The sequence below is a fragment of the Kineosporia sp. NBRC 101731 genome, assembly GCF_030269305.1.
Taxonomy (GTDB): Bacteria; Actinomycetota; Actinomycetes; order Actinomycetales; family Kineosporiaceae; genus Kineosporia.
Genome location: NZ_BSTC01000014.1, coordinates 91,561 through 111,170 on the forward strand (window position 1 = coordinate 91,561; position 19,610 = coordinate 111,170).

Genomic DNA, 19,610 nt, shown 5'->3' on the forward strand with positions numbered 1-19,610 from the left:
CAGACTAGCCACGACCTACGACAAAACCGGAATACCGCCCTGGACCCTCATTCCGTCAACCCGGTGAGATCGTTCAGGATCTCGGAGACCGCCAGCCGGTCGACGGGCCCGAGCTGGAGGGGATGATCCTCACGGGAGAAGGGATGGGTGCCGCTCGCGTGCACGCGCACCAGGTCGAGCGTCTGCTCCTCCCACTCGGTGGGCATCCCGATGACGAATCCGGGATCGAGGGCGATCGTGCCGGTCACCCCGGAGGGGAAGGAGATGTCGATGGAGCCCTGGATCCCGGCGTCCATCGGCGCCTCCCGCCGCCAGCCCCGGCGTTCCAGGCCCAGCACCTTCGCGGCCGGGATCTTGCTGCCCTCGAACCGCTTCAGGATCCCGGTCTCCAGTTCGGGCCCGGTGAGTGTGTGCACCGGCCGGGCGAGCTGGGGGAATGGCTGCAGCAGTTCGTAGTCGGCGAAGAGCTCCGCCCACGGCGCAACCTGGGACCCCAGCGGCAGGGGATGTGCCACACCGATCACCGCGTCGTCGGCCAGCAGCACCTCGTCGTCCAGGACGTCGGCGAAGGTGCGGTCCTCGGCCACCCGCAGCGCACCGGTGAGGTGGCCGTCGGCGTCGTAGAGCCCCCAGACCAGCCGCCGCACGACGTGCCCCAGCAGCGGGTGCCCGACGAACAGTTGCCGGAACTCGGCCCCGCTCCAGCGGCGTCCCCTCACCATCGCCTGTTCCAGGCGCAGGATCGCGTCGGCCCCGATCTTGCGCACGTCTTTCTTCAGGGCCGAGAACTGCTGGTACGCGGCCGGAGCCAGATCCGGGTCATCCTTCGCACCCGGCTTGGGCAGGTTCTTCAGCCGCTTGCCCGCCGCATAGGTCACGAACGGGCGCAGTTGCTCGTCGAACCCGACCACGAACTGCCGCGGCCCGTAGTCCAGGACGGTGGTGCCGTCGGCCGCCAGCCCCAGACCCGGCACCACACGGTCGGCCAGCTGGTCGGCGGTGAGCCCGAGATCGGCCGCTACGGAACCCATCTTCTCCTGGGCCGCGTTCTTCAGGCCCTTGAACTTCGCCCGCTGGGCAATGGTGTGCAGGTGCATCAGGGACACGTCGGAACCGATGGCGGCCAGCACGTTGACCCCGGCGACCGCACGGGCGTGACCACCCTCACCGGGCCAGGCCAGGATCAGCGGGGTCAGCTTGCGCACCACCTCGTCGTCGCCGGCCAGCGCCAGACCGTCGAGCACCCAGTTCTCCTTCGCCACCGCGCCCTCCGCCAGCCAGCGCCCGAACAGGGCCCAGGCGAAGGCCGGGAGGTCGGGCGCGGCCAGGCTCTGGCGCACGATCTCCAGCCCGGCGTAGGGCTGCTCGATGCGGCTCAGCGCGAAGACGGTGATCAGGTGCTCGACGGCGGACGCGGGCAACACCCCCGAACCGTCTCGCAGCCGGGGCTGGGGCAGCCGCTCCGTGCGGGCCCAGGACGCAAGGGCGGGGATCCGGGCCGGTAGATCCATCAGGGGATCCCGGGCGAGCAGCACCTCGATCGCCGCCGCGGCCTCGTCGCCGTAGTCCCGTCCGGCCGAGCGCACCGCATCGGCGTGACCGTGGGAAGCCATCAGCAGGAGGGCGTTCTCGGCCTGACGCCGGGGCGCACCGGCCTTCCCCAGCGCCGGGGGCACCAGGGCCCGGGCCGCCGGGAGCGGGCGCCGCAGCAGCCACGCGGAGGCCATCCCCCGCACACTCTTCAGCCGGGTCAGCCAGTCGGCCATGCGCACCGCGACCGCGGGTGAGAAGAACGGGCCGAGTACCGCCGCCACCTCGACCGGGGAGCCCGGGGCCCGGCACATCAGGGCGGGTAGCGCCGCGATGCCGAAACGAGCTGCGATCGGACGCAACTCGGACCGGTCGGAGTAATCACCCGGAACCCAGCCGGCCACCAGGGGCGCCGCGAGATCGAACGGGGCCTCGATCAGGAAGCTCGGCGCCTCCCAGCGGGAGAGGTTTTCCCGTAGCTCACCGGCCCGCTGCTCCCACTGCTGGCGGCTGTCACCGGCGGAGTAGGGCGACCAGACGTCGGGCGAGCGCCGACCGAACGTCTCCTGCTCCCCTTCCCGCCAGGTCACGACGGGCTCGTCGGTGGCGGACAGACCTTCGAGAACGACCGGCCTGGGTGCCTTCACCCGGTGCAGCCACGGTGGCGAGACCAGCAGCGGCGGCAATGTCCGCGTAGGGGCCTCGGTGATCGCGTCGAACTCGTCGAGCAGGGCCCGCACCCTTCCCGCCGCCTCGGCCGGCAGCGTCGCCACCTGCCCGGCGGCCAGCTCCCGGTGCCGGCGCACGTGCAGCCGCAGCAGTTCATCGAGCTTGCGGCGATCACCGCCCACCGCGAGCACCCCCAGCGCCGGACCGGGCAGCCGCCCGGCCGCCTCCAGCAGGACCGGCTCCACCCCGCCCACGGTGGCGCGATCGGCGAGAACGCGCAGAACCCTCTCGTCGGGGATCTGGGCCAGCGCCTCGAGCAGGCGCTGCCGGGACTCCGGAGCCGTCTCACCGTCGAACCAGCGCATCAGCACCTCGACCGCGTCCCGGCCGAGGAAGTCCACCACGCCGGCGAGGAACCAGGCGCTCGAGGCCAGGACGCCCCGGACCGTGCCGAACGCACCGTCTACCCGTTCCAGCTGCTGCCGCGTGGACAGCGACAGGATCAGGCTGACAGCACCCTGCGGGTCGTGCTCGGCGATGAGGAGATCGAGAGACTCCTGCACCCAGGCGGTCTCGGTCGGCACGAGCAGCGACGTGGCCATCCGGTGGTATTCGGACCGCGATCGCAGGCCCGCCAGAACCTCGACGATCGCGGCGTACTCGGCCTCGGGAGCGCCGGCCAGCGCCGCGCGCACCCGCCACTGCACCTGCAGGAATCGCCAGAAGTACCAGCCGGCGCCCCGCCCGGGCCCCAGGAACCGGATGTCCTCGTGGGGCACGGTCAGACCCAGCAACTCGACGGCCGCCTCCGCGGCGAACCGCAACCCCCGCTCCGCGATCCAGGCATCAGCGAAAGGTGCCTCGTAGAGGTCGGTCCGGTGCCGCATCAGCGCCCGGGCGATCGCCGCCGCCCCGAGCGGCGGCGTGTCGGGATCCCCCGCCAGCCAGGCCTGCGCAGCCTCACGGATCTCGCTCCCACTGGCCTGTACCACCCGGTCGAGATGCTCACGGACCTCAGCCGTGTACGCCTCGATCCGGGCGCGCGCCTGCGGCGCCGGCACGAGGGCCTCCACCCCCAGGCTGCCGCGCCGGGGGTACAGCTCGCGCTGCCAGGCCGAGGTGAACTCGAAGTCGCGCATGGACCGGGATTCCTCATCTGTCGTGGCTGCATCCTTGCGGCCCGCACATTAGCCACGAGGTACGAAAGAATCGGGAAAAATACCTATGAGCTGCCGATTGCCTCCAGCAGCCGCCCGGTCCGGTCGTCGGTGAGGCTGAACCGATATGGGCAACGTGTCGCAGGTGGTGCCGGCGATCCATCCCTACATCGGGATCGACTCGTTCCCGGCGCTGAACCACCAGCCGGAGTTCGCCGCCGCCTGCGTCGGCGCCGACGCCGAGAAGGCCCTGCTCGACGCCGCTACCGCCCTGGCCTGGACCGCGCTGGACATCGCCGCACTTTCCTAGGATCCGCACAGCCTGCAGGCGTATCATGGACGGCGGTTACCGGCCGGACCTGACCGGAAACCGCCGTTCACAGGTGACTTTCAGACGGAGATCAGGATGGCCAGCGGACGCGCGACACGTGAGGCACGCCAGCAGAAGGTGACCGAAAGGCGTCTGGCCGTGGCCCGGGCCGAGGCCATGCGCCGGGCCCTGTGGATCGGCAGCCTGGTGACGCTGCTGGTGGTGGCCGCATGCACCGGGTTGCTCATCTGGCAGTGGTGACGCGGCTCAGGCCTCGTACCAGCGCGGAATGATCGCCGCCTGGCCCACCCGGGTGCCGTCGTCCTGGACCAGGTTCCAGACCGTGGCATCGTCGATCCAGAACCGCCGGCCCGACTTCGCCACGCGGGGGCCGCGGTACCCGCTCGCGTAGCCCCGGTCCTGCACGCCCTCCAGCAGTTCCTCGCGGGTGCGGCGGTCGTCCTGCCCCGCCGACAGCCGGGAGGGCAGGCCGCTGAACTCGTCCCAGGAGTACTCGAACAGCCTCTGCGCCGTGAGATTCGCGTAGACGAAGAGGGGATCGGGCGAGGTGTCGTGGGCCAGCAGGCCGAACGACGCCTCGTAGAGCCACCCGGCCGCGTCCACCCCCTCCGGCACGAGGGGTTCTCCCACCGAGGTGGCATAACTGGAGGCCAGCAGTTCGGCGAACGGTGCGTCGCGCGTGCTCATCCCGCCGAGTTTAGAGAGCCGTGCCGAGGTTCTGGTAACTGATCAGGAACCCGGCCGCCACCACGGCCGTCAGCCCGAGGGCCAGGGTGATGTCCAGCGACGTCTGCAGGCGGCGGACGGCCATCCAGGCCGCCAGGCCCAGCCCGGTCAGGCCGCTCAGCGTCCAGTAGAACGGGCTGGTGCTGTCGGCGACGACGGTCAGGCCGTAGACCGCCTCCCCGACGGCGATCCCGGCCAGGGCGGCGGTGGCCAGGGCGGCACGCAGGTCACGCTCACGCAGCCAGGCCGCGGCCAGCCCGACGAAGGGGCCCACGACGACACCGACGAGGCAGAACAGGGTCGGGTCGTAGGTGTAGCCGCGCAGGGCCGAAGCCAGGGTGTAGCCGAGGGTGAGAAGTACGAAGCTCGCAGCCCCCAGGAGTGCCGAGGGTAGCGGCGCGGACCGGAACCCCAGGAGCAGCAGCACCGTGATGATCGTCCAGCCACTGGCCGAGTTGGCCAGCGAGCTGATCACGCCGGGAAGGAAGCCCTGGGCGTAGGAGGTCACGGCGCCGAGCACGAAGCTGGACGCCACGACCCCGGACACCGCGCCCGCCCGGCCGCTGGTGTCGCGCACGACGGGGACGCCGCGCTCGTCGGTGGTGGAGAACATGCCCCCATCCTCGTCCGGAAGGCTGTGCCGCGCGTCAGACCACGGTCGCGATCTGCTGTCCCCCGGAACGATCCCGTCCTACCTGAGGTGGAGACGTAGCTGTGGATCAGCCATGAACGAGGCCTGCTCCCCGATACCCGGGAACACATCGGGCGGGTGGGTAGGTTAGCCTCACCTTCGTGAGCCTGCCCTTACCCAGTGCGGAGATGAACCCCGCGCTCTCCGGTACCGATCTGACCCTCGGATATGACGGCAAGACCGTCGTCCGGGACGCCCGGATCGCCCTGCGGGCCGGACGGGTCACGGCTCTGATCGGCCCGAACGGCTCGGGCAAGTCCACCCTGCTGCGTTCCCTGGCGCGGTTGCACACCCCGCAGGCCGGACGGGTCACGCTCGGCGACGGGCTCGAGGCCCGCACCCTGCACCCCAAGGACTTCGCCCGCCGCGTCACCCTGCTCACCCAGTCCCGCCCCACCCCCGGCGGGGTGCGGGTCAAGGACGTCGTCGCGTACGGGCGCCACCCGTACCGAGGACGTTTCGGCAGTGGGGACGAGAACGGGGCGGCCGTGGTGCAGCGGGCCCTGGAGCAGACCGGCGTGGCCACGATGGCGGAACGCCCGGTGGACGAGCTGTCCGGCGGCGAACTGCAGCGGGTCTGGCTGGCCACCTGCCTGGCCCAGGACACGCACGTGGTGCTGCTGGACGAACCGACCACCTTCCTCGACCTCCGCTACCAGGTCGAGATCCTCGACATCGTGCGGGATCTCGCCGACGAGCACAACGTTGCGATCGGTGTGGTGCTGCACGACCTGAACCAGGCCGCCGCCGTGGCCGACGAGGTGGTCCTGCTGCATGCGGGAGTCGTCCGGGCCACCGGCACCCCGGCGCAGGTGTTCACGGCCGACCTGATCAGTGAGGTGTACGGGCTACGGATCGACGTCGAGGTCGACGAGCACGGCACCGTCCGCACCAGCCCGGTCGGACGGCACACGAACCGGCGAGCACGCCAGCTCAGCCGGTAATTCCACCCCATCCCCAGAAGGAACCGCATGTTCTCCCGCCCCCGTCGTGCGCTGACGGTCGCCGCGACCTCCGCCGCGGCCCTCGCCCTGCTGCTGTCCGCCTGTGGCACCACCGAGTCCTCCGCCGGCTCGTCCGAGAGCACCCCGTCGGCCACGGCCGGCGGCCCGGTGACCGTCACCGACGCCCGCGGCACGCAGGTCAAGCTCGACGCCCCGGCCACCAAGGTCGTCTCCCTGGAGTGGGGCCTCACCGAGAACCTGCTCTCGCTGGGCGTCACCCCGGTCGGCGCGGCCGACGTCAAGAACTACAACATCTACGACACCGTGGTCCCCCTCGACGCGGACACCCCCGACGTCGGCGAGCGCGGCACCCCGAACACCGACGCGATCTCCGCCCTGGAGCCCGACCTGATCGTCTCCGTCACCGGTCTCGACGACAAGGTGTACGCCTCGCTCGAGAAGATCGCCCCGGTCGTCGTGCTCAAGGGCTCGGACGGCAAGGACGCGATCGGCTACATGCGCACGACGGTGAACACGCTGGCCGAGGCCACGGGCAAGCAGGCCCAGGCCACCACGCTGCTGGCCGACTTCGACACGGCGATCAAGGAGGGCAAGGCTGCTCTGGAGGCCGCCGGCAAGTCCGGTGCGCCGTTCACCATGTCCGACGGCTGGGTGCAGTCCGGCACGGTGTCGATCCGGATGTACACGCCGACCTCGTACTTCGGTGCCGTGGCGGCGGAACTGGGCCTGGAGAACCAGTACCCGACCGGTGGTGACGCCGACTACGGCCTGGCCACCATCGACGTCGAGGGCCTGACGAAGATCAGCGACGCCGACACCACCTTCCTCTATGTCCTGGACGGCGACGTCAAGGACCACTGGGTCACCTCGCTGAAGGACAACGCGATCTGGAAGAAGCTGCCGTTCGTCGAGGCCGACCGGGCCAAGCCGATCGACAGTGGCATCTGGATGTTCGGTGGCCCGAAGGCGGCGCAGGCGTACATCGACACGGTGGTGGAGAACATCACCGGCGCCGCTAACAGCTGATCGGTGACCGCAACCCGCACCGCTGCCCCGGGGACGCCCGCCGCGTCCCCGGGGCAACCCGCGTCCTCTGGTAAGAAGTTATCCGTCACCGCGGTTTTCGCGGTGAGCCTGATCGCCCTGGCAGCCCTCGGCGCGGTGCACCTGACCCAGGGCACCGCCGACCTGGGGGTCGGCGAACTGCTGAGATCCGTGGCCGGTGGCGACGACTCGGACGCCACGGCGATCCTGATCGCCAGCCGGCTGCCCCGCCTGGGCGCGGCCGTGCTGATCGGCCTGGCCCTGGGCGTGGCCGGCGCGACCCTGCAGTCCGTGGCTCGCAACCCGCTGGCCTCGCCCGACACCCTCGCGGTCAACTCCGGCGCCTATCTGACCGTCGTGGCGGTCGCCTCGTTCGGCATCAGCCTGCCCTTCTACCTGGACGGGCTGACCGCCTTCGCCGGTGGTCTGGCCGCGGCCGGCCTGGTGCTGCTGATCTCCCGCGGCGGGGACGGCGGCCCGACCCGTCTGGTGCTGGCCGGTTCCGCGATCGCGCTGGCCCTCAGCTCGCTCAGCTACGTGCTGCTCATGCTCTTCCAGGTCCAGACCCAGGGCCTGTTCGCCTGGCAGAGCGGCACCACCGTGCAGTCGGGCTCGCAGCAGGTGAAACTCGCGATCCCGTTGATCGCCCTGGGCGTGATCGGGCTCCTGCTGCTGGCCCACCGCCTGGACGTGATGGCGCTGGGCGACGACTCCGCGCGGGTGCTGGGCATCGACGTGCGCCGCAGCCGGATGTTCGCCGTGCTGCTCGCGGTGCTGCTGGCCGCCACCGCCGTGACCGTCACCGGCCCCATCGGTTTCGTCGGCCTGTCGGCCGGGGTCGCCGCCCGCTCGGCCGCGCGCCGGCTACCCGGCCTCGGCCGGCACGTGCTCCTGCTGCCGCTGGCCGGGATCTTCGGCGCGCTGGTGGTCACCTCGGCGGACGTGCTGCTGCGGCTCTTCCTGCCCGCGGACGTCTCCATCGCCATTCCCACGGGCGTGGTGACGACCCTGTCGGGGGCGGTGGTGCTGGTCTGGCTGGCGCGGCAGTTGCGGGGCGGTGCTGTCGGCCAGGGGACGCGGGGTGCGCACGGCACGGTGCGTTCGGGTCGGTGGGTGGCCGGGTTGTGGGTGGTGCTCGTGCTCGCCCTGGTCGGTTCGCTGGTGGCCGGCCTGCTGCTCGGTCAGCGTGTGGTGTTGCTGGGCGACGTGGTCAACTGGGTTCGCGACGCCGCCGGCACCCAGGTCAACTTCGCTCTCAGCCAGCGCTGGCCCCGCGTGCTGGCGGCCCTGGCCGGTGGTGCGGCCCTGGCCCTGGCCGGCGCGATCGTGCAGGCCGTGTGCCGCAACCCGCTGGCCGAGCCCGGCCTGCTCGGCGTCACGCCCGGCGCCTCGGTCGGCGCGGTGGCCGTCGTGGTGCTGCTGCCCGGCCTCGGGATCTGGCCGATGATGGGCCTGGCCACGCTGAGCGCCCTGCTCACGTTCGCCCTGGTGCTCTGGCTGGCCGCCGGCACCCGGGCCACCGGGCGCGGTCTGTCCTCGGAACGGCTCGTGCTCATCGGTATCGGCGTGAGTTCCGGGGCTGCCGCGATCACCACCCTGATCGTCGTGGTGGTCTCGCCGTGGGACACCAACCTGGCTCTGACCTGGCTGTCCGGCTCCACCTACGGCCGGGGCACCGACCAGTCGATCCCGGTGCTCGTCGCTCTGGCGATCGGGCTGCCGCTGACCCTGTTCGGCAGTCGCACCCTCGACCTGATCGTGCTCGACGAGGACATGCCCCGCGTGCTCGGTGTGCGCCTGAACGCCGCCCGCCTGGCGTTCTGTGCCCTGGCCGCGGTACTCACCGCGGCCGCGGCCTGCGCGGTCGGGGCGCTGGGGTTCGTCGGCCTGGTCGCCCCGCACGCCGCCCGGGCCCTGGCCGGCGGACGTCACTCCCGCTCCGTGCCGGTCGCCGTCGCCCTCGGCGCGGTGCTGGTCTGCCTGGCCGACACGCTCGGGCGATACGTGATCGCCCCCAGCGAGATCGCCGCCGGCCTGGTGACGGCCATCATCGGGGCGCCCTACTTCGTCTGGCTGCTGCACCGTTCCCGAACCCGGTAACAACCCCTTCCGTGATCATGCAAAACCTCCCCGGAGTTCTAGAACTCCGGGGAGGTTTTGCATGATCACCAGCAAGGAGGGTTGTTGAGGGTTGGGGAAACGCCCCTCGGGCGGACGGGCGCGTGGCAGGATCGGAAGGAATCCGAACGGAAGTTGCTCTTTGTCCTGGTCCACGCGCAGAGCTTCGGGGAGGCAGGTTTGACCGACAGTCCGGCGCACCGTCAGCGCCCGCGGCGACGCCGCCGGCCCCTTCGCCCCTCCGCCTACGTCGACCGCAACCGCCGCACGATGCTCGTGCTGTCGCTGCTGCTCGCCGCGGTCGTCATCGCGGCCTCGGTGGTCACGCTGAGTCTGGCCGGCCCCAGCGACCGGATGCACGGGGCCGACTCGGCCGAGCAGTCCGCCTCGCTCTGCCAGATCATGTTCCCCAACGACGAGGCCCAGGTCACCGCCTGCATCGAGAACGCCCCCTGACCCTCACCGGATGCTCAGGGAGCCGAGGGCGAGGGCTGCGGCCTGAGGCACGGCGGGATCGCCGCCTCGGTACGCGTGCGCACGGCGGGCAGCCAGCCGATCACGCCGCTGTCCGGCACCCTGACGTGATACCAGCGATGCGTCGAGACGCCCGCCTCGTCTTCGATGCGCCGCCCGTCCGCGATCACGCAATCGGTCAGCAGGGTGTCTTCGTGAAAGACCCGCCCGACCACGTTCTGCTCGCTGCGAGGGTTCCACGGACTGCGCGACAACGACAGCGAGCACTCGCGAATGTGCTGGTCCTGACAGGGTTTCTCGACGTTGAACACGGTGATCTCGGTGCCGTCGCCGAAGGATGCCACCGCGTCACCACCGGCCACCTGCTTCGTCAGGGCATCGGCCACCGGCTCGTCGCCGGTCAGCCGGATCTGCCAGATCAGCCCGGCCACGAGCACCACGACCAGGGTGGCCACCGCGGCGACGATCCAGGTGCGCGAGGCCCGCGGCACGGGCGGGGCCGCGAGCGCGGCGGCGTGCGCGTCGTCGGCCAGGGCCTGCCGGGCCGCACCGCCCGCAACCGGTGGCATCGGATCGTCGGGAGCGGACTCCCCGACGATCAGGGCGGACCACACCTCGAGCCAGCGTGCGGCCTGTGCCTCGTCGGCCGCGTAGGCGGTCACGATCTGCCGGATCACCGGGTTGCGCGGCTTACGCCGGCCCGCGAGCGTGTCGTTCAGCGTGCTCAGCGGGATACCCGTGCGGTTCTGCAGGGTGCGGTAACTCTCTCCCGCCGCGAGCCGCAACGAGGCCAGGGCCCGGACGAACTCGTCCGACGTGGTGGCTTCGGCAGGATCGCGGACGGGCTGCACCGGCATATCCGGCAAATGATGACTATCGGGCACGTGTATCACCCTAGCCACAGGGTGTGACAGAACGGGCGGCATACACGCCCAGGGTGCATGACGTCTCATCGTCGACGAAGTGGCGTCCGGGACTGTCCGGGACCGATCGCCCCTCTTGAGCAGGGACCGGCCGCAGCGATTGGCTGAACCCCGGCATCCCGGCACCGGTCCGTGCCGGAGGGGAACGGGCCGGTGCCGGGCCGCGCCCTCGCCACCACTTCGCCACCACTTCGCCACCACTTCGCCACCACTTCAGGTAGCGCTCCCACCCGTCGATGAGGGGGAACGCGAAGGGAGCCCGGAGTGCACGGTGAGGCCATGGATACCGAGCAGCTCTCCGAGGCTCTGGACCAGCTGGACGACCGGGTGGTGTGGAACGCCGAGCGCATGCTCGTCCAGCCCCTCGATCTCGGCTTGCGCGCGAGGAAGCTGGGCGACGAACTACTGATCGCCCGTCCTGGACACCTCCCGCCGGCTGTGCGCCGAACGCTCCCTCGGCCAGGTACTGGTCAAGGTGCACCAGGAACGGGCGCAGCTCCACGCCGTCCGGGGGAACTTCGCCGAGGCCTTCGCCGCCCCCGATGCCTTCTTCGACGCCTACGTGGAGATGCGCTCGCAGGAGGACGAGGTCTCCGCCCTGCCCGGGGCGTTCGTGGCCCGGATGGGCGGGGAGGAGTTCCTGCTGGTGCTGCCCGAGATCCTGCCCGAGCACGCGGCCCACCTGCTGGAACGGATCCGCCGCAGCGTCGACCGGCACGCCTGGGACACGATCGCGCCCGGCCTGCACGTCACGCTCAGCACCGGTGCGGCCTGGTGCCCAGGCACCTCCGGCCGGGGGCCCCGCACCACGCAGCGCGACCTGCTCGCCACCGCGGACGAGAACCTCTACGCTGCCAAGCGCACCGGCCGCAACCGGGTGTGCCACGATCTGCCCGAACTCAGCCGCCCAGGGCCGGCAGCTGAACCGAATGCCGCGCGGTGACATTGCCCGCCCGGTCGGTCGCCGTGAACTCCAGGGTCTGCGGCTGCTCGTGCAGTGCCCGGGTGAACGGCTCCTGGTAGACGCCCCAGAAGGTCTCGGCCGTGCGCCACTGGATGCGGTCGAGCCCCGAGACCGTGTCGGACGCGTCCAGCGTCACCTCGACGCTGCTGCCGCCCAGCGGGCGCACCCGGATGGTCGGCACCGGTGCGGTGGTGTCCACGGCCACCTCCCGCTCCCCGTGCACGGTACGGCCCAGCTGGTCGAGCGCCCGGGCCCGGATCGTGTGCCGGCCGTCGGTGTCCAGCCGCAGATCACCGGAATTGATCGCGGAGAGCCAGGTTCCGTTCCCGCTGTCGATCTCCAGGGCGGCAATGCCCGGGCCCGGCGACACCACCGTGACGCTGACCGTGGGCGGGCTGGTGTACCAGCCCGAGGAGGCCCGTTCTCCGGTGACGTCGATCCGGATCACCGGGGCGGCGTGCTCGGCCCCGGCGTCGTCGGGCAGGGCCCAGACCACGACATCCTCGGTGCGGTGCCAGATCTCGAAGGCCACTGCGTCATCCAGGGTGGACGAGGTGGTCGCCCGTCGCGGTACGGTCGGGTGGTCGAGGGTGCTGGCGACCGCGGCCTCGAGCACCTGGACCAGCTCGGGCCGGCTCAGCAGACCCGAACGCGCCGCGGTGAGCGCGTGCCGGTGCACCGCCGCGAAGAAGTCCTCGATGCCCGGATGGCCCCCGCCGGACCAGAGGGCGCCCAGGAACGACCAGCCGTGCTGGTCGTGCCGATTGGGCACCCCGGAGTCACTGCCCCGGAAGGCAATCCGGTCGTCGGCCAGGCGCCGGTAGAGGTGATAGCGGTGATCGCCACCCGACCAGGCCGGCTCGAACGTCCGGCCGAGCACGGTGACCAGATCACCCTCGGTGGTGAAGTCGCCGAGACTGCCGTCGAGAAGCCTCGACGCGGCCGGCGAAATGGTCTGCGTGATGGTCGCGTCGTCGCGGGCCAGCAGCACGGTGGGGCCCCGTTCCAGGCTGACCAGTGACGGGTCGTCGGGGGTGGGCACCAGGCGCAGAGGCAACGGCAGATTGAGGACGAGGTGGTCACCGGGTCTGAAATCCCGGGTCACGCTGAGGAATCCGGGATACCGCGAACCGACCGGGGCCGGTTCGCCGTCGATCGTCACCTGATCGCGCGCCCAGGGCGGGATCCGCAGGTGCAGCGTGCGCCGGCCGGACACGCCGACGGTCACCGTGATCCGGCCGTCCCGGGGGTAGCGGGTGTCGATCGTGACCGTGCCACCCGCCCGTTCCCAGGTCAGGGTCGAGGGCAGGTACTGGAGCACGAACAGGTCGCCGGGCCGTTCGGAACTCTCGAAGAAGACCGACTCCTGATGCTTCACATGGCTTTCCAGACCCGTCCCGCCGCAGCAGGTCCCGACGTTGCCGTACTCGCGCACGGCCCCGGCGTCGACGGGGAACATGTAGACGACCTCGGGGTCGGTGTCCGAGGTGACGTCGGCCCGGGATCCGACCATGTGGTTGAGCGACGCGCGCTCGGCGTAGTCGGCGAAGCGGACGTCGAGTGTGTGTGCGAACAGGCCCCGGGCAATCTTGAGCAGGTTGTAGGTGGCGCAGCTCTCGGCGTTGCGGCGGCCCACGAAGCCCGCGACGGCCCCGGCCGGACCCCAGAGCTCGCCCTCGCCCGTACCACCGTGTGCGAAGGTGCGCCCGGGCACGAGCTGGTCCCAGAGATTCAGGACGGCGTCGAGGTAGCGGCGTTCCCCGGTGGCCTCGTACTGCGCCAGGTGCCCGACCAGCATGGGCAGGTGCTGGTTGGCGTGCATCCCGTCGAGAATGTCCCGCCCGTTCGGCCCGTCGGTAGCGGCGTCGAGCAGGGAGTCCATCTCGAACGCGGAAGCGGCCTGGAGAAAGTCCTTCTCCCCGGTGATCCGGTACAGCGCCACCAGGGTCTCGTTCATCCCGCCGTACTCACCGGCGATGTAGAGCGACCACATGCGCTGCACCTGATCGCGCTCCAGCCGCTGCATGCGCTGCGCCGCCCAGTGCCCCATCGAGGTGACCACCTCCAGAGCCTGCGCACAACCGGCGTGCTGGTGGGCGTCCACAAGCCCCGCCATGATCTTGTGGCAGGTGTACCAGGGCGCCCAGATCTCCCCGTAGGGAGCCAGGTCCTCCAGCCGGTCGAACTGCCATTCCCCGTACGCCGCCAGGAATCCCGGATGGGTGAACCGGCCCGTGGCGGCCAGCGCGGCCTGGACCTGCGCCAGCCCCGCGACCAGCTCGTCCACCTTCTCCCGGAACACCTCCTCCCCGGTCGAGGCGTAGGCCAGGGACAGCATCGACAGGAAGTGCCCGGCGTAGTGCCCGCGCAACAGACTCGCCGTCGGCGCGACCCCCGCACCCGGGTAGTCGGCTCCCGACCAGGCCTGCTCGTCCGGATGCCCGAAGTCTTCCCAGTTGCCCGGCGGCCGGGCCCCGTGCGTGTCCAGCCCGGCGTTGGCCCGGAACCCGGCCAGCACCCGGTCGACCGGGTAGACCCGGGCCAGGTGCAGCATCTGGTGCTGGGCGCGCGCGTGCACGCCCTCCCCCAGCGACACGTCACGCAGGGGGAAGGGCCGGGCGAGAGTCACCGCATGTTCTCCTGGGTCCATTGCTCCAGTCCGGCCGCGTCGATCGGCAGCGCGCCGGAGAGCACCTCGTGGCCGGTCTGCGTGACCAGCAGGTCGTCCTCGATCCGCACGCCGATGCCCCGCAGTTCGGGCGGAAGGGTCTCGTCGTGGGCGTGGAAGTACAGGCCCGGCTCCACGGTCAGCACCATGCCGGGCGCCAGCGGGGCGCCCTGGTACTTCTCGTAGTCGGACTTGCCGCAGTCGTGCACGTCGAGCCCGAGGTGGTGCCCGACCCCACAGGCCAGGTACCGCCGGTGCTGCTGACCCTCGGGCGCCAGGGCCTCGTCGACCGAGACCGGCAGCAGACCCCAGTCGTGCAGGCCCTGCGCGATGACCTCCATCGAGGCGAAGTGGAAGTCGGAGTACTCCGCGCCCGGACGCACCTGGTCCATCCCGGCCCGGTGCGAGGCCTCGACCAGATCGTGCACGGCACGCTGCGTCTGCGTGAACGTGCCACCCGCCGGGATGGTGCGCGTGACGTCGGCCGTGTACAGCGAGTTCGCCTCCACACCCATGTCCAGCAGCAGCGTCTCGCCGGGAAGGATCGGGCCGTCGCAGCGCACCCAGTGCAGGATCGGCGCGTGCGGGCCCGATCCCACGATGGTCGCGTAGCCGGGGCCGTTGCCGAACGTGCGGGCGTGGCGGTCGAACGTACCCTGCAGCCAGCGCTCGCTGAGGTTCTCGGACAGCACCCGCGGCAGCTCCCCCGCCACCGCGGCGAATCCGCCCACGGTGGCGTCGATCGCCTCGCGCAGCTGGGCGATCTCCCAGTCGTCCTTGATCATGCGCAGGTCGGAGGTCACCTCGGCGATCTGCGCGATCGCGTCCAGGTCGTGCGCGGCCTCCGGGGGTACGTAGGCGGAGATCGCGCGCACGGGCAGGTCGAGCGCGGCCTGCCAGGCCTCGATCCCGGCGGACGGCCCGACCCACAGCTCACCGTGCGCAGGGCTGGCGTAGAAGTCCTTCTCGCCGGGCCGGGCGGGCGGGGGCAGGTACAGCACAGCATCGTGGCCGGAGCCGCTGGGCGTCATCACCAGCACGGCCCCGTCGACCTGGCACGAGGTGGCCCAGACGAAGTCGCTGTCCGCCCGGAAGGCGTAGTCGGCGTCGGCGTTGCGGGCCTTCAGCAGGCCGGCACTCAGGACGATGGTGCGGCCGGGCAGGGCGGCACTCAGGCGGGCGCGGTGGGCGGCGGCGGCCCGGGCCGCGGCGGGATCCACGGGAGCGGGCACGTCCCGGTCCCCCCAGCCCTGCGCGATCCAGTTCTGGAAGCCGACGCTCTGGTTGACCAGGCGCGGGGGGCGGGTGCCGGACCAGGCGGGGCGGCCGGTGCCGGGCTGGGGCACGGGGGTGGTGAGCCAGGGCCGGGCGGCCTCGGGAGCGGTGATCGTGTGCGTTCTTTGCGCTGTATCCGCAACAGATGCACTCGATACCGGGGATTCGGTTGGCGACGGCCTGTTATCGACCGCGGGAGTGGTGGGAGTGGACGAGGTGGACGACGTGGTCGGGGCGGTTGGGGCGGTTGGGGCGGCCGACATGGTGGGGGCAGCCGGGACGGGGACGGGCGAGGTACGCGGGACGATCGGGGTGGACGAGCTGGTGGAGCCCGTCCGGGTGGCCGGCGTGGGGCCGGATGTTGTCGATGTGCTCGGGCTGTTCGGGTTGGATGTCATGGTTTTTCTCCCCTGGATCGTGACGGGCTGGATCGCTCATCTCAGTCTGGGCCTTGTCCGCCGGGACCACCGGGGCGGGTGAGGTTCCTCGTCCCTCATGGGGACTCTCGGACGCGGCCCGCATTGCGGAGGCGGTCCGCCTCCCACTCCGGCCGGATGCGGGGCACCGCCGCGAGGAGCTTGCGGGTGTACTCGTGCTGCGGGGCGTCGAACACGGCATCGCGAGGGCCGGACTCGACCACCGTGCCACCCGTCATCACCGCGACATCCGTGGCGATCTGCCGCACCACGGCCAGGTCGTGGGCGATGAAGAGGCAGCCGAAGCCCTCCTCGGCCTGCAGACCGCGCAGCAGGTTGATGATCTGGGCCTGCACCGACACGTCGAGGGCCGAGACCGCCTCGTCGCAGACCAGCACCCGGGGGCCGACCGCCAGCGCCCGGGCGATCCCGATGCGCTGGGCCTGACCGCCGCTGAACTGGGCCGGGTACCGGTCGATGTGGTCGGGGTTCAGGCCGACGCGCTCCATCAGCGACCGCGCCACCGCCCGGACCCCGCCCGGGACGGGGCGTTTCTGGTAGCGCAGGGGTGCGGTGACGATCTTCTCGACGGTGTGGCGGGGGTTCAGCGACGAGAACGGGTCCTGGAACACCATCTGCACCTGCCGGCGGACCTCGAGCAGGTCACCGCCCTGCAACGCGGTGATGTCCTGGCCGTCCAGGTGCACGGTGCCGGAGGTGACGTCGACGAGCCGGGCGGCCAGGCGCGCGGTGGTCGACTTGCCCGAGCCCGACTCCCCCACCAGGGCCAGGGTCTGGCCCGGGTGCAGCTCGAAGGAGACGTGGTCGACGGCCGTGAACCGCCGCGCGGGCTTCACCAGCCCGGCCGTGCCCGCGACGTCGAACTCCTTCACCAGGTCCTTCGCCTGAAGAAGCGTCATGCCGGACCTCCCGAGACCGGGCGCAGGTCGCCGATGCTGTCGTCGATGCGCGGCACCGCGTCGAGCAGGGCCTGCGTGTAGGGGTGTTGCGGATCGGAGAAGATCTGCTCGGCGGTGCCGTTCTCGACCACCCGGCCGTGCCGCATGACGATCAGGTGGTCGGCGACCTCGCTGACGACGGCCAGGTCGTGGGTGATGAGGATCAGTGCGGCTCCGGTGTCACGGCGCACCTCGGCGAGCAGATCGAGGATCTGGGCCTGCACCGTGACGTCGAGCGCCGTGGTGGGCTCGTCGGCGATGATCAGCTCGGGCTCGGTGGACAGCGCCATGGCGATCATCACGCGCTGGCGCATGCCGCCCGAGAACTGGTGCGGGTAGTCGTCCACCCGCTTGCCGGCGTCCTTGATGTGCACCCGGTCCATCGCCTCGATCGCCGCCGCCCGCGCGGCTTTACGGTTCACCCCGGACCGGTGGGAGCGGTACGCCTCAGCGATCTGCGTGCCCACGGTGTAGTAGGGGTTCAGCGACGACAGCGGGTCCTGGAAGATCATCGCGATGCGGTCGCCCCGGATCGCGCGCATCTGCCGTTCGGTGACCTTCGTCAGCTCGGTGCCGGCGAAGTCGATGCTGCCGCCGCGCGTGGCCGAGGCCGGCAGCAGGCCCATGATCGCCAGGCTGGTCATGGACTTTCCGGAGCCGCTCTCCCCGACGATGCCGAGGGTGCCGCCCGGGGGCACCTCGAAGTCGATGCCGTCCACCACGTTGGTGGCGCCGAAGGTGACCGTCAGGCCTCTCGCCGTCAGACTCATGCCGAAACCCCCACCCGCACGCGCGGATCGATGGCCGAGTAGAGCAGGTCGACCACCATGTTGCCGACCACCACGAAGAACGCGGCCAGCAGGGTGACCGCCATGATCACCGGCTGGTCGTTCTTAGTGATGGAGTCGGCTGCGAGCTTGCCGACCCCGTTGATGCCGAAGACCGTCTCGGTGATCAGGGCGCCACCGAGCAGCCCGGCGAAGTCCATCCCGGCGATCGTGACGATCGGCGTCAGGGCCGGGCGCAGCGCGTGCCGGCGCCAGACCAGATCGGGACGAAGGCCTTTGGCCTTGGCCGTGCGCACGAAGTTCTCGCCCAGGGTGTCGATGACGTTGGCCCGGGTGAGCCGGGTGTAGGAGGAGGCGTAACCGATCGCGAGCACCGACCAGGGCAGGATGAAATTGAGGAACCACTGCACCGGGTCGTCGGCGAACGGCACGGCCTGCGGGAAGGGCAGCCACTGCAGCCAGACCACGAAGACGTACTGAAGAGCCAGCGCCAGCACGTAGTTGGGCACCGACATGCCGCCGAGCGTCAGACCGGCGATGAAGCGGTCGGCGAACTTCCCTTCCTGCACGGCGCTGATCAGCCCGCCGACCACGCCCATGAGCAGCCACAGCACGGCCGCGCCGACCGCCACGACAGCGGTGACCGGCAGGCGCTGCACGATCATGTCGGTGACGACCTGCGAGGTCTGGAACGAATAGCCCAGGCAGGGCGCCGGGCAGGTGATGCCGCCCTCGTACTCACGGCCGACGAACAACCCGCGCAGGAAGTTCAGGAACTGGGTGACGAACGGATCGGTCAGGCCGAGGTTGGCCCGGATCTGGTCGATGCGCTCGGGGGTGCAGTTCTTGCCGCAGATCTGCACCGCCGGGTCGGGCGAGAGCAGGAAGAACACCATGTAGGTGAACAAGCAGACCAGAAACAGCACCAGAACCATTCCGGCCAGCCGGTTCACGACGTAGCGGGTCATGAGCGGCCTTTCGGGTCGACCACGGAGCGCACCCGGTCACCGAGCACCATGAACGACAGCACGAGCAGCGCCAGGAAGGTGCCGGGTACCACGAAGTACAACGGCACCACCGAGTACCAGTTCACCGAACTGGCGATCATCTGACCCCACGACGGCGTGGGCGGCACCACACCGACGCCCAGAAAGCTCAGCCCCGCCTCGGTGCCGATGTAGCCGGGCACCGCGAGCGTCACCATCACCAGGATGGTCGATCGCAGGTTGGGCAGGATCTCGGTGAACACCACGGTGCGGCGCGAGGCGCCGGAGGCCACGGCCGCCTCGACGAACTCGCGTTGCTTGAGCGACATGGTCTGCCCGCGCACGATGCGCGCCAGGTAGGGCCAGCCGAACACCGAGATCACCACGACCAGCAGGTACTGACGGTCGTCGGCGGGCAGCGCCGAGAGCACGGCGATCATGAAGATCAGCGCCGGGAAGGCCATCAGGAACTCCATCACCCGCGAGATCACCATGTCGGTGCGTCCACCGAAATACCCCGCCAGCAGACCGAACACCACCCCCAGCGCGGTGGTCAGCACGGTGGCGCTGATCGCGATGAGCATCGAGGCCCGGGCACCGTAGACGATGCGGGCGAAGATGTCGCGGCCGGTGCCGGGCTCGACACCCAGCCAGTGCGAGCCGGAGAAGCCGCCCAGGGGGATGCCACCCATGTTGGCGTCGATGGCGCTCTGGTCGAACTCGTACGGGTCCCACCCGCTGACCTTCACGATCAGCGGGGCGAAGGCGGCCATCAGCAGGACCAGCACGATGTAGGCCAGGCAGGCGGCGGCGACCGGATCGCGCAGCAGGGTGCGGATCACGCTCGAGCGTGGTTCCGGGGTGGTGCCGGCGGTCTCCTGATCGGATTCCGCCGGCACCGTCAGTCCGGTGACGGGGATGCTCAT

The 19,610-nt window shown here is 70.8% G+C and carries 17 protein-coding genes and 1 pseudogene; 8 read left to right on the forward strand and 10 right to left on the reverse strand.

Going from position 1 to position 19,610, the window contains the following annotated elements; all coding sequences use genetic code 11:
* Positions 1-47: 47 nt before the first annotated feature.
* Positions 48-3,338, reverse strand: coding sequence for a DUF4132 domain-containing protein (locus QSK05_RS29425; protein WP_285600629.1), 3,291 nt, complete (start codon positions 3,336-3,338; stop codon positions 48-50).
* A gap of 139 nt (positions 3,339-3,477) precedes the next feature.
* Here QSK05_RS29425 and QSK05_RS29430 point away from each other — a divergent pair.
* Positions 3,478-3,666: pseudogene (locus QSK05_RS29430) on the forward strand (amidohydrolase); the annotation flags it as partial.
* A gap of 96 nt (positions 3,667-3,762) precedes the next feature.
* Positions 3,763-3,927: a hypothetical protein gene (locus tag QSK05_RS29435; protein ID WP_285600631.1), complete on the forward strand. Its 165-nt coding sequence runs from the start codon at positions 3,763-3,765 to the stop codon at positions 3,925-3,927.
* A 6-nt stretch (positions 3,928-3,933) separates the two neighbouring features.
* Here the strand turns inward: QSK05_RS29435 and QSK05_RS29440 are convergent, their stop codons facing one another.
* Positions 3,934-4,374, reverse strand: a complete 441-nt coding sequence (locus QSK05_RS29440; protein WP_285600632.1) for an MEKHLA domain-containing protein — start codon at positions 4,372-4,374, stop codon at positions 3,934-3,936.
* A gap of 10 nt (positions 4,375-4,384) precedes the next feature.
* Positions 4,385-5,026, reverse strand: coding sequence for a DUF6518 family protein (locus QSK05_RS29445; protein ID WP_285600633.1), 642 nt, complete (start codon positions 5,024-5,026; stop codon positions 4,385-4,387).
* Between the two features lie 206 nt (positions 5,027-5,232).
* Here QSK05_RS29445 and QSK05_RS29450 point away from each other — a divergent pair, with 206 nt between their 5' ends.
* The 4 genes from QSK05_RS29450 (at position 5,233) to QSK05_RS29465 (ending at position 9,687) form a co-directional block, all read left to right on the forward strand.
* Positions 5,233-6,048, forward strand: a complete 816-nt coding sequence (locus QSK05_RS29450) for an ABC transporter ATP-binding protein (protein ID WP_352303094.1) — start codon at positions 5,233-5,235, stop codon at positions 6,046-6,048.
* A 27-nt stretch (positions 6,049-6,075) separates the two neighbouring features.
* Positions 6,076-7,095 carry an ABC transporter substrate-binding protein gene (locus QSK05_RS29455; protein WP_285600635.1) on the forward strand — a complete coding sequence of 340 codons (1,020 nt, stop codon included), beginning with the start codon at positions 6,076-6,078 and terminating at the stop codon, positions 7,093-7,095.
* A 3-nt stretch (positions 7,096-7,098) separates the two neighbouring features.
* A complete protein-coding gene (locus QSK05_RS29460) occupies positions 7,099-9,213 on the forward strand; it encodes an iron ABC transporter permease (protein WP_285600636.1) in 2,115 nt (704 codons plus the stop codon).
* 198 nt (positions 9,214-9,411) lie between these two features.
* The gene (locus tag QSK05_RS29465; protein ID WP_285600637.1) at positions 9,412-9,687 is read left to right on the forward strand and encodes a hypothetical protein; all 276 of its coding nucleotides are present in this window, start codon (positions 9,412-9,414) and stop codon (positions 9,685-9,687) included.
* A gap of 14 nt (positions 9,688-9,701) precedes the next feature.
* Here QSK05_RS29465 and QSK05_RS29470 read toward each other — a convergent pair whose 3' ends face one another.
* Positions 9,702-10,556 carry a helix-turn-helix domain-containing protein gene (locus tag QSK05_RS29470; protein WP_285600638.1) on the reverse strand — a complete coding sequence of 285 codons (855 nt, stop codon included), beginning with the start codon at positions 10,554-10,556 and terminating at the stop codon, positions 9,702-9,704.
* A gap of 547 nt (positions 10,557-11,103) precedes the next feature.
* Here QSK05_RS29470 and QSK05_RS29475 point away from each other — a divergent pair.
* Entirely contained in the window at positions 11,104-11,571 is a 468-nt protein-coding gene (locus QSK05_RS29475) for a GGDEF domain-containing protein (RefSeq protein ID WP_285600639.1), read from the forward strand.
* Here the strand turns inward: QSK05_RS29475 and QSK05_RS29480 are convergent.
* Both QSK05_RS29480 and QSK05_RS29485 read right to left on the reverse strand, forming a co-directional pair.
* Positions 11,528-14,221, reverse strand: a complete 2,694-nt coding sequence (locus tag QSK05_RS29480; protein ID WP_285600640.1) for a beta-L-arabinofuranosidase domain-containing protein — start codon at positions 14,219-14,221, stop codon at positions 11,528-11,530. The two genes, QSK05_RS29475 and QSK05_RS29480, sit on opposite strands and share 44 nt — an antisense overlap.
* Positions 14,218-15,606, reverse strand: coding sequence for an aminopeptidase P family protein (locus tag QSK05_RS29485; RefSeq protein ID WP_285600641.1), 1,389 nt, complete (start codon positions 15,604-15,606; stop codon positions 14,218-14,220). The genes QSK05_RS29480 and QSK05_RS29485 overlap by 4 nt, the downstream gene beginning before the upstream one ends.
* A 136-nt stretch (positions 15,607-15,742) precedes the next feature.
* Between QSK05_RS29485 and QSK05_RS29490 the strand changes: the two genes are divergently transcribed.
* Positions 15,743-16,015, forward strand: a complete 273-nt coding sequence (locus QSK05_RS29490; RefSeq protein WP_285600642.1) for a hypothetical protein — start codon at positions 15,743-15,745, stop codon at positions 16,013-16,015.
* A 13-nt stretch (positions 16,016-16,028) separates the two neighbouring features.
* On the opposite strand, the gene QSK05_RS29495 is transcribed toward QSK05_RS29490, so the two are convergent.
* Genes QSK05_RS29495 through QSK05_RS29510 form a run of 4 tightly spaced genes read right to left on the reverse strand, consistent with a single transcriptional unit; the run spans position 16,029 to position 19,610 of the window.
* A complete protein-coding gene (locus tag QSK05_RS29495) occupies positions 16,029-16,871 on the reverse strand; it encodes an ATP-binding cassette domain-containing protein (RefSeq protein ID WP_285600643.1) in 843 nt (280 codons plus the stop codon).
* Entirely contained in the window at positions 16,868-17,680 is an 813-nt protein-coding gene (locus tag QSK05_RS29500) for an ABC transporter ATP-binding protein (RefSeq protein WP_285600644.1), read from the reverse strand. Before QSK05_RS29500 ends, QSK05_RS29495 begins: the two co-directional genes overlap by 4 nt.
* A complete protein-coding gene (locus QSK05_RS29505) occupies positions 17,677-18,666 on the reverse strand; it encodes an ABC transporter permease (protein ID WP_285600645.1) in 990 nt (329 codons plus the stop codon). The genes QSK05_RS29500 and QSK05_RS29505 overlap by 4 nt, the downstream gene beginning before the upstream one ends.
* Positions 18,663-19,610 carry an ABC transporter permease gene (locus tag QSK05_RS29510; RefSeq protein WP_285600646.1) on the reverse strand — a complete coding sequence of 316 codons (948 nt, stop codon included), beginning with the start codon at positions 19,608-19,610 and terminating at the stop codon, positions 18,663-18,665. Before QSK05_RS29510 ends, QSK05_RS29505 begins: the two co-directional genes overlap by 4 nt.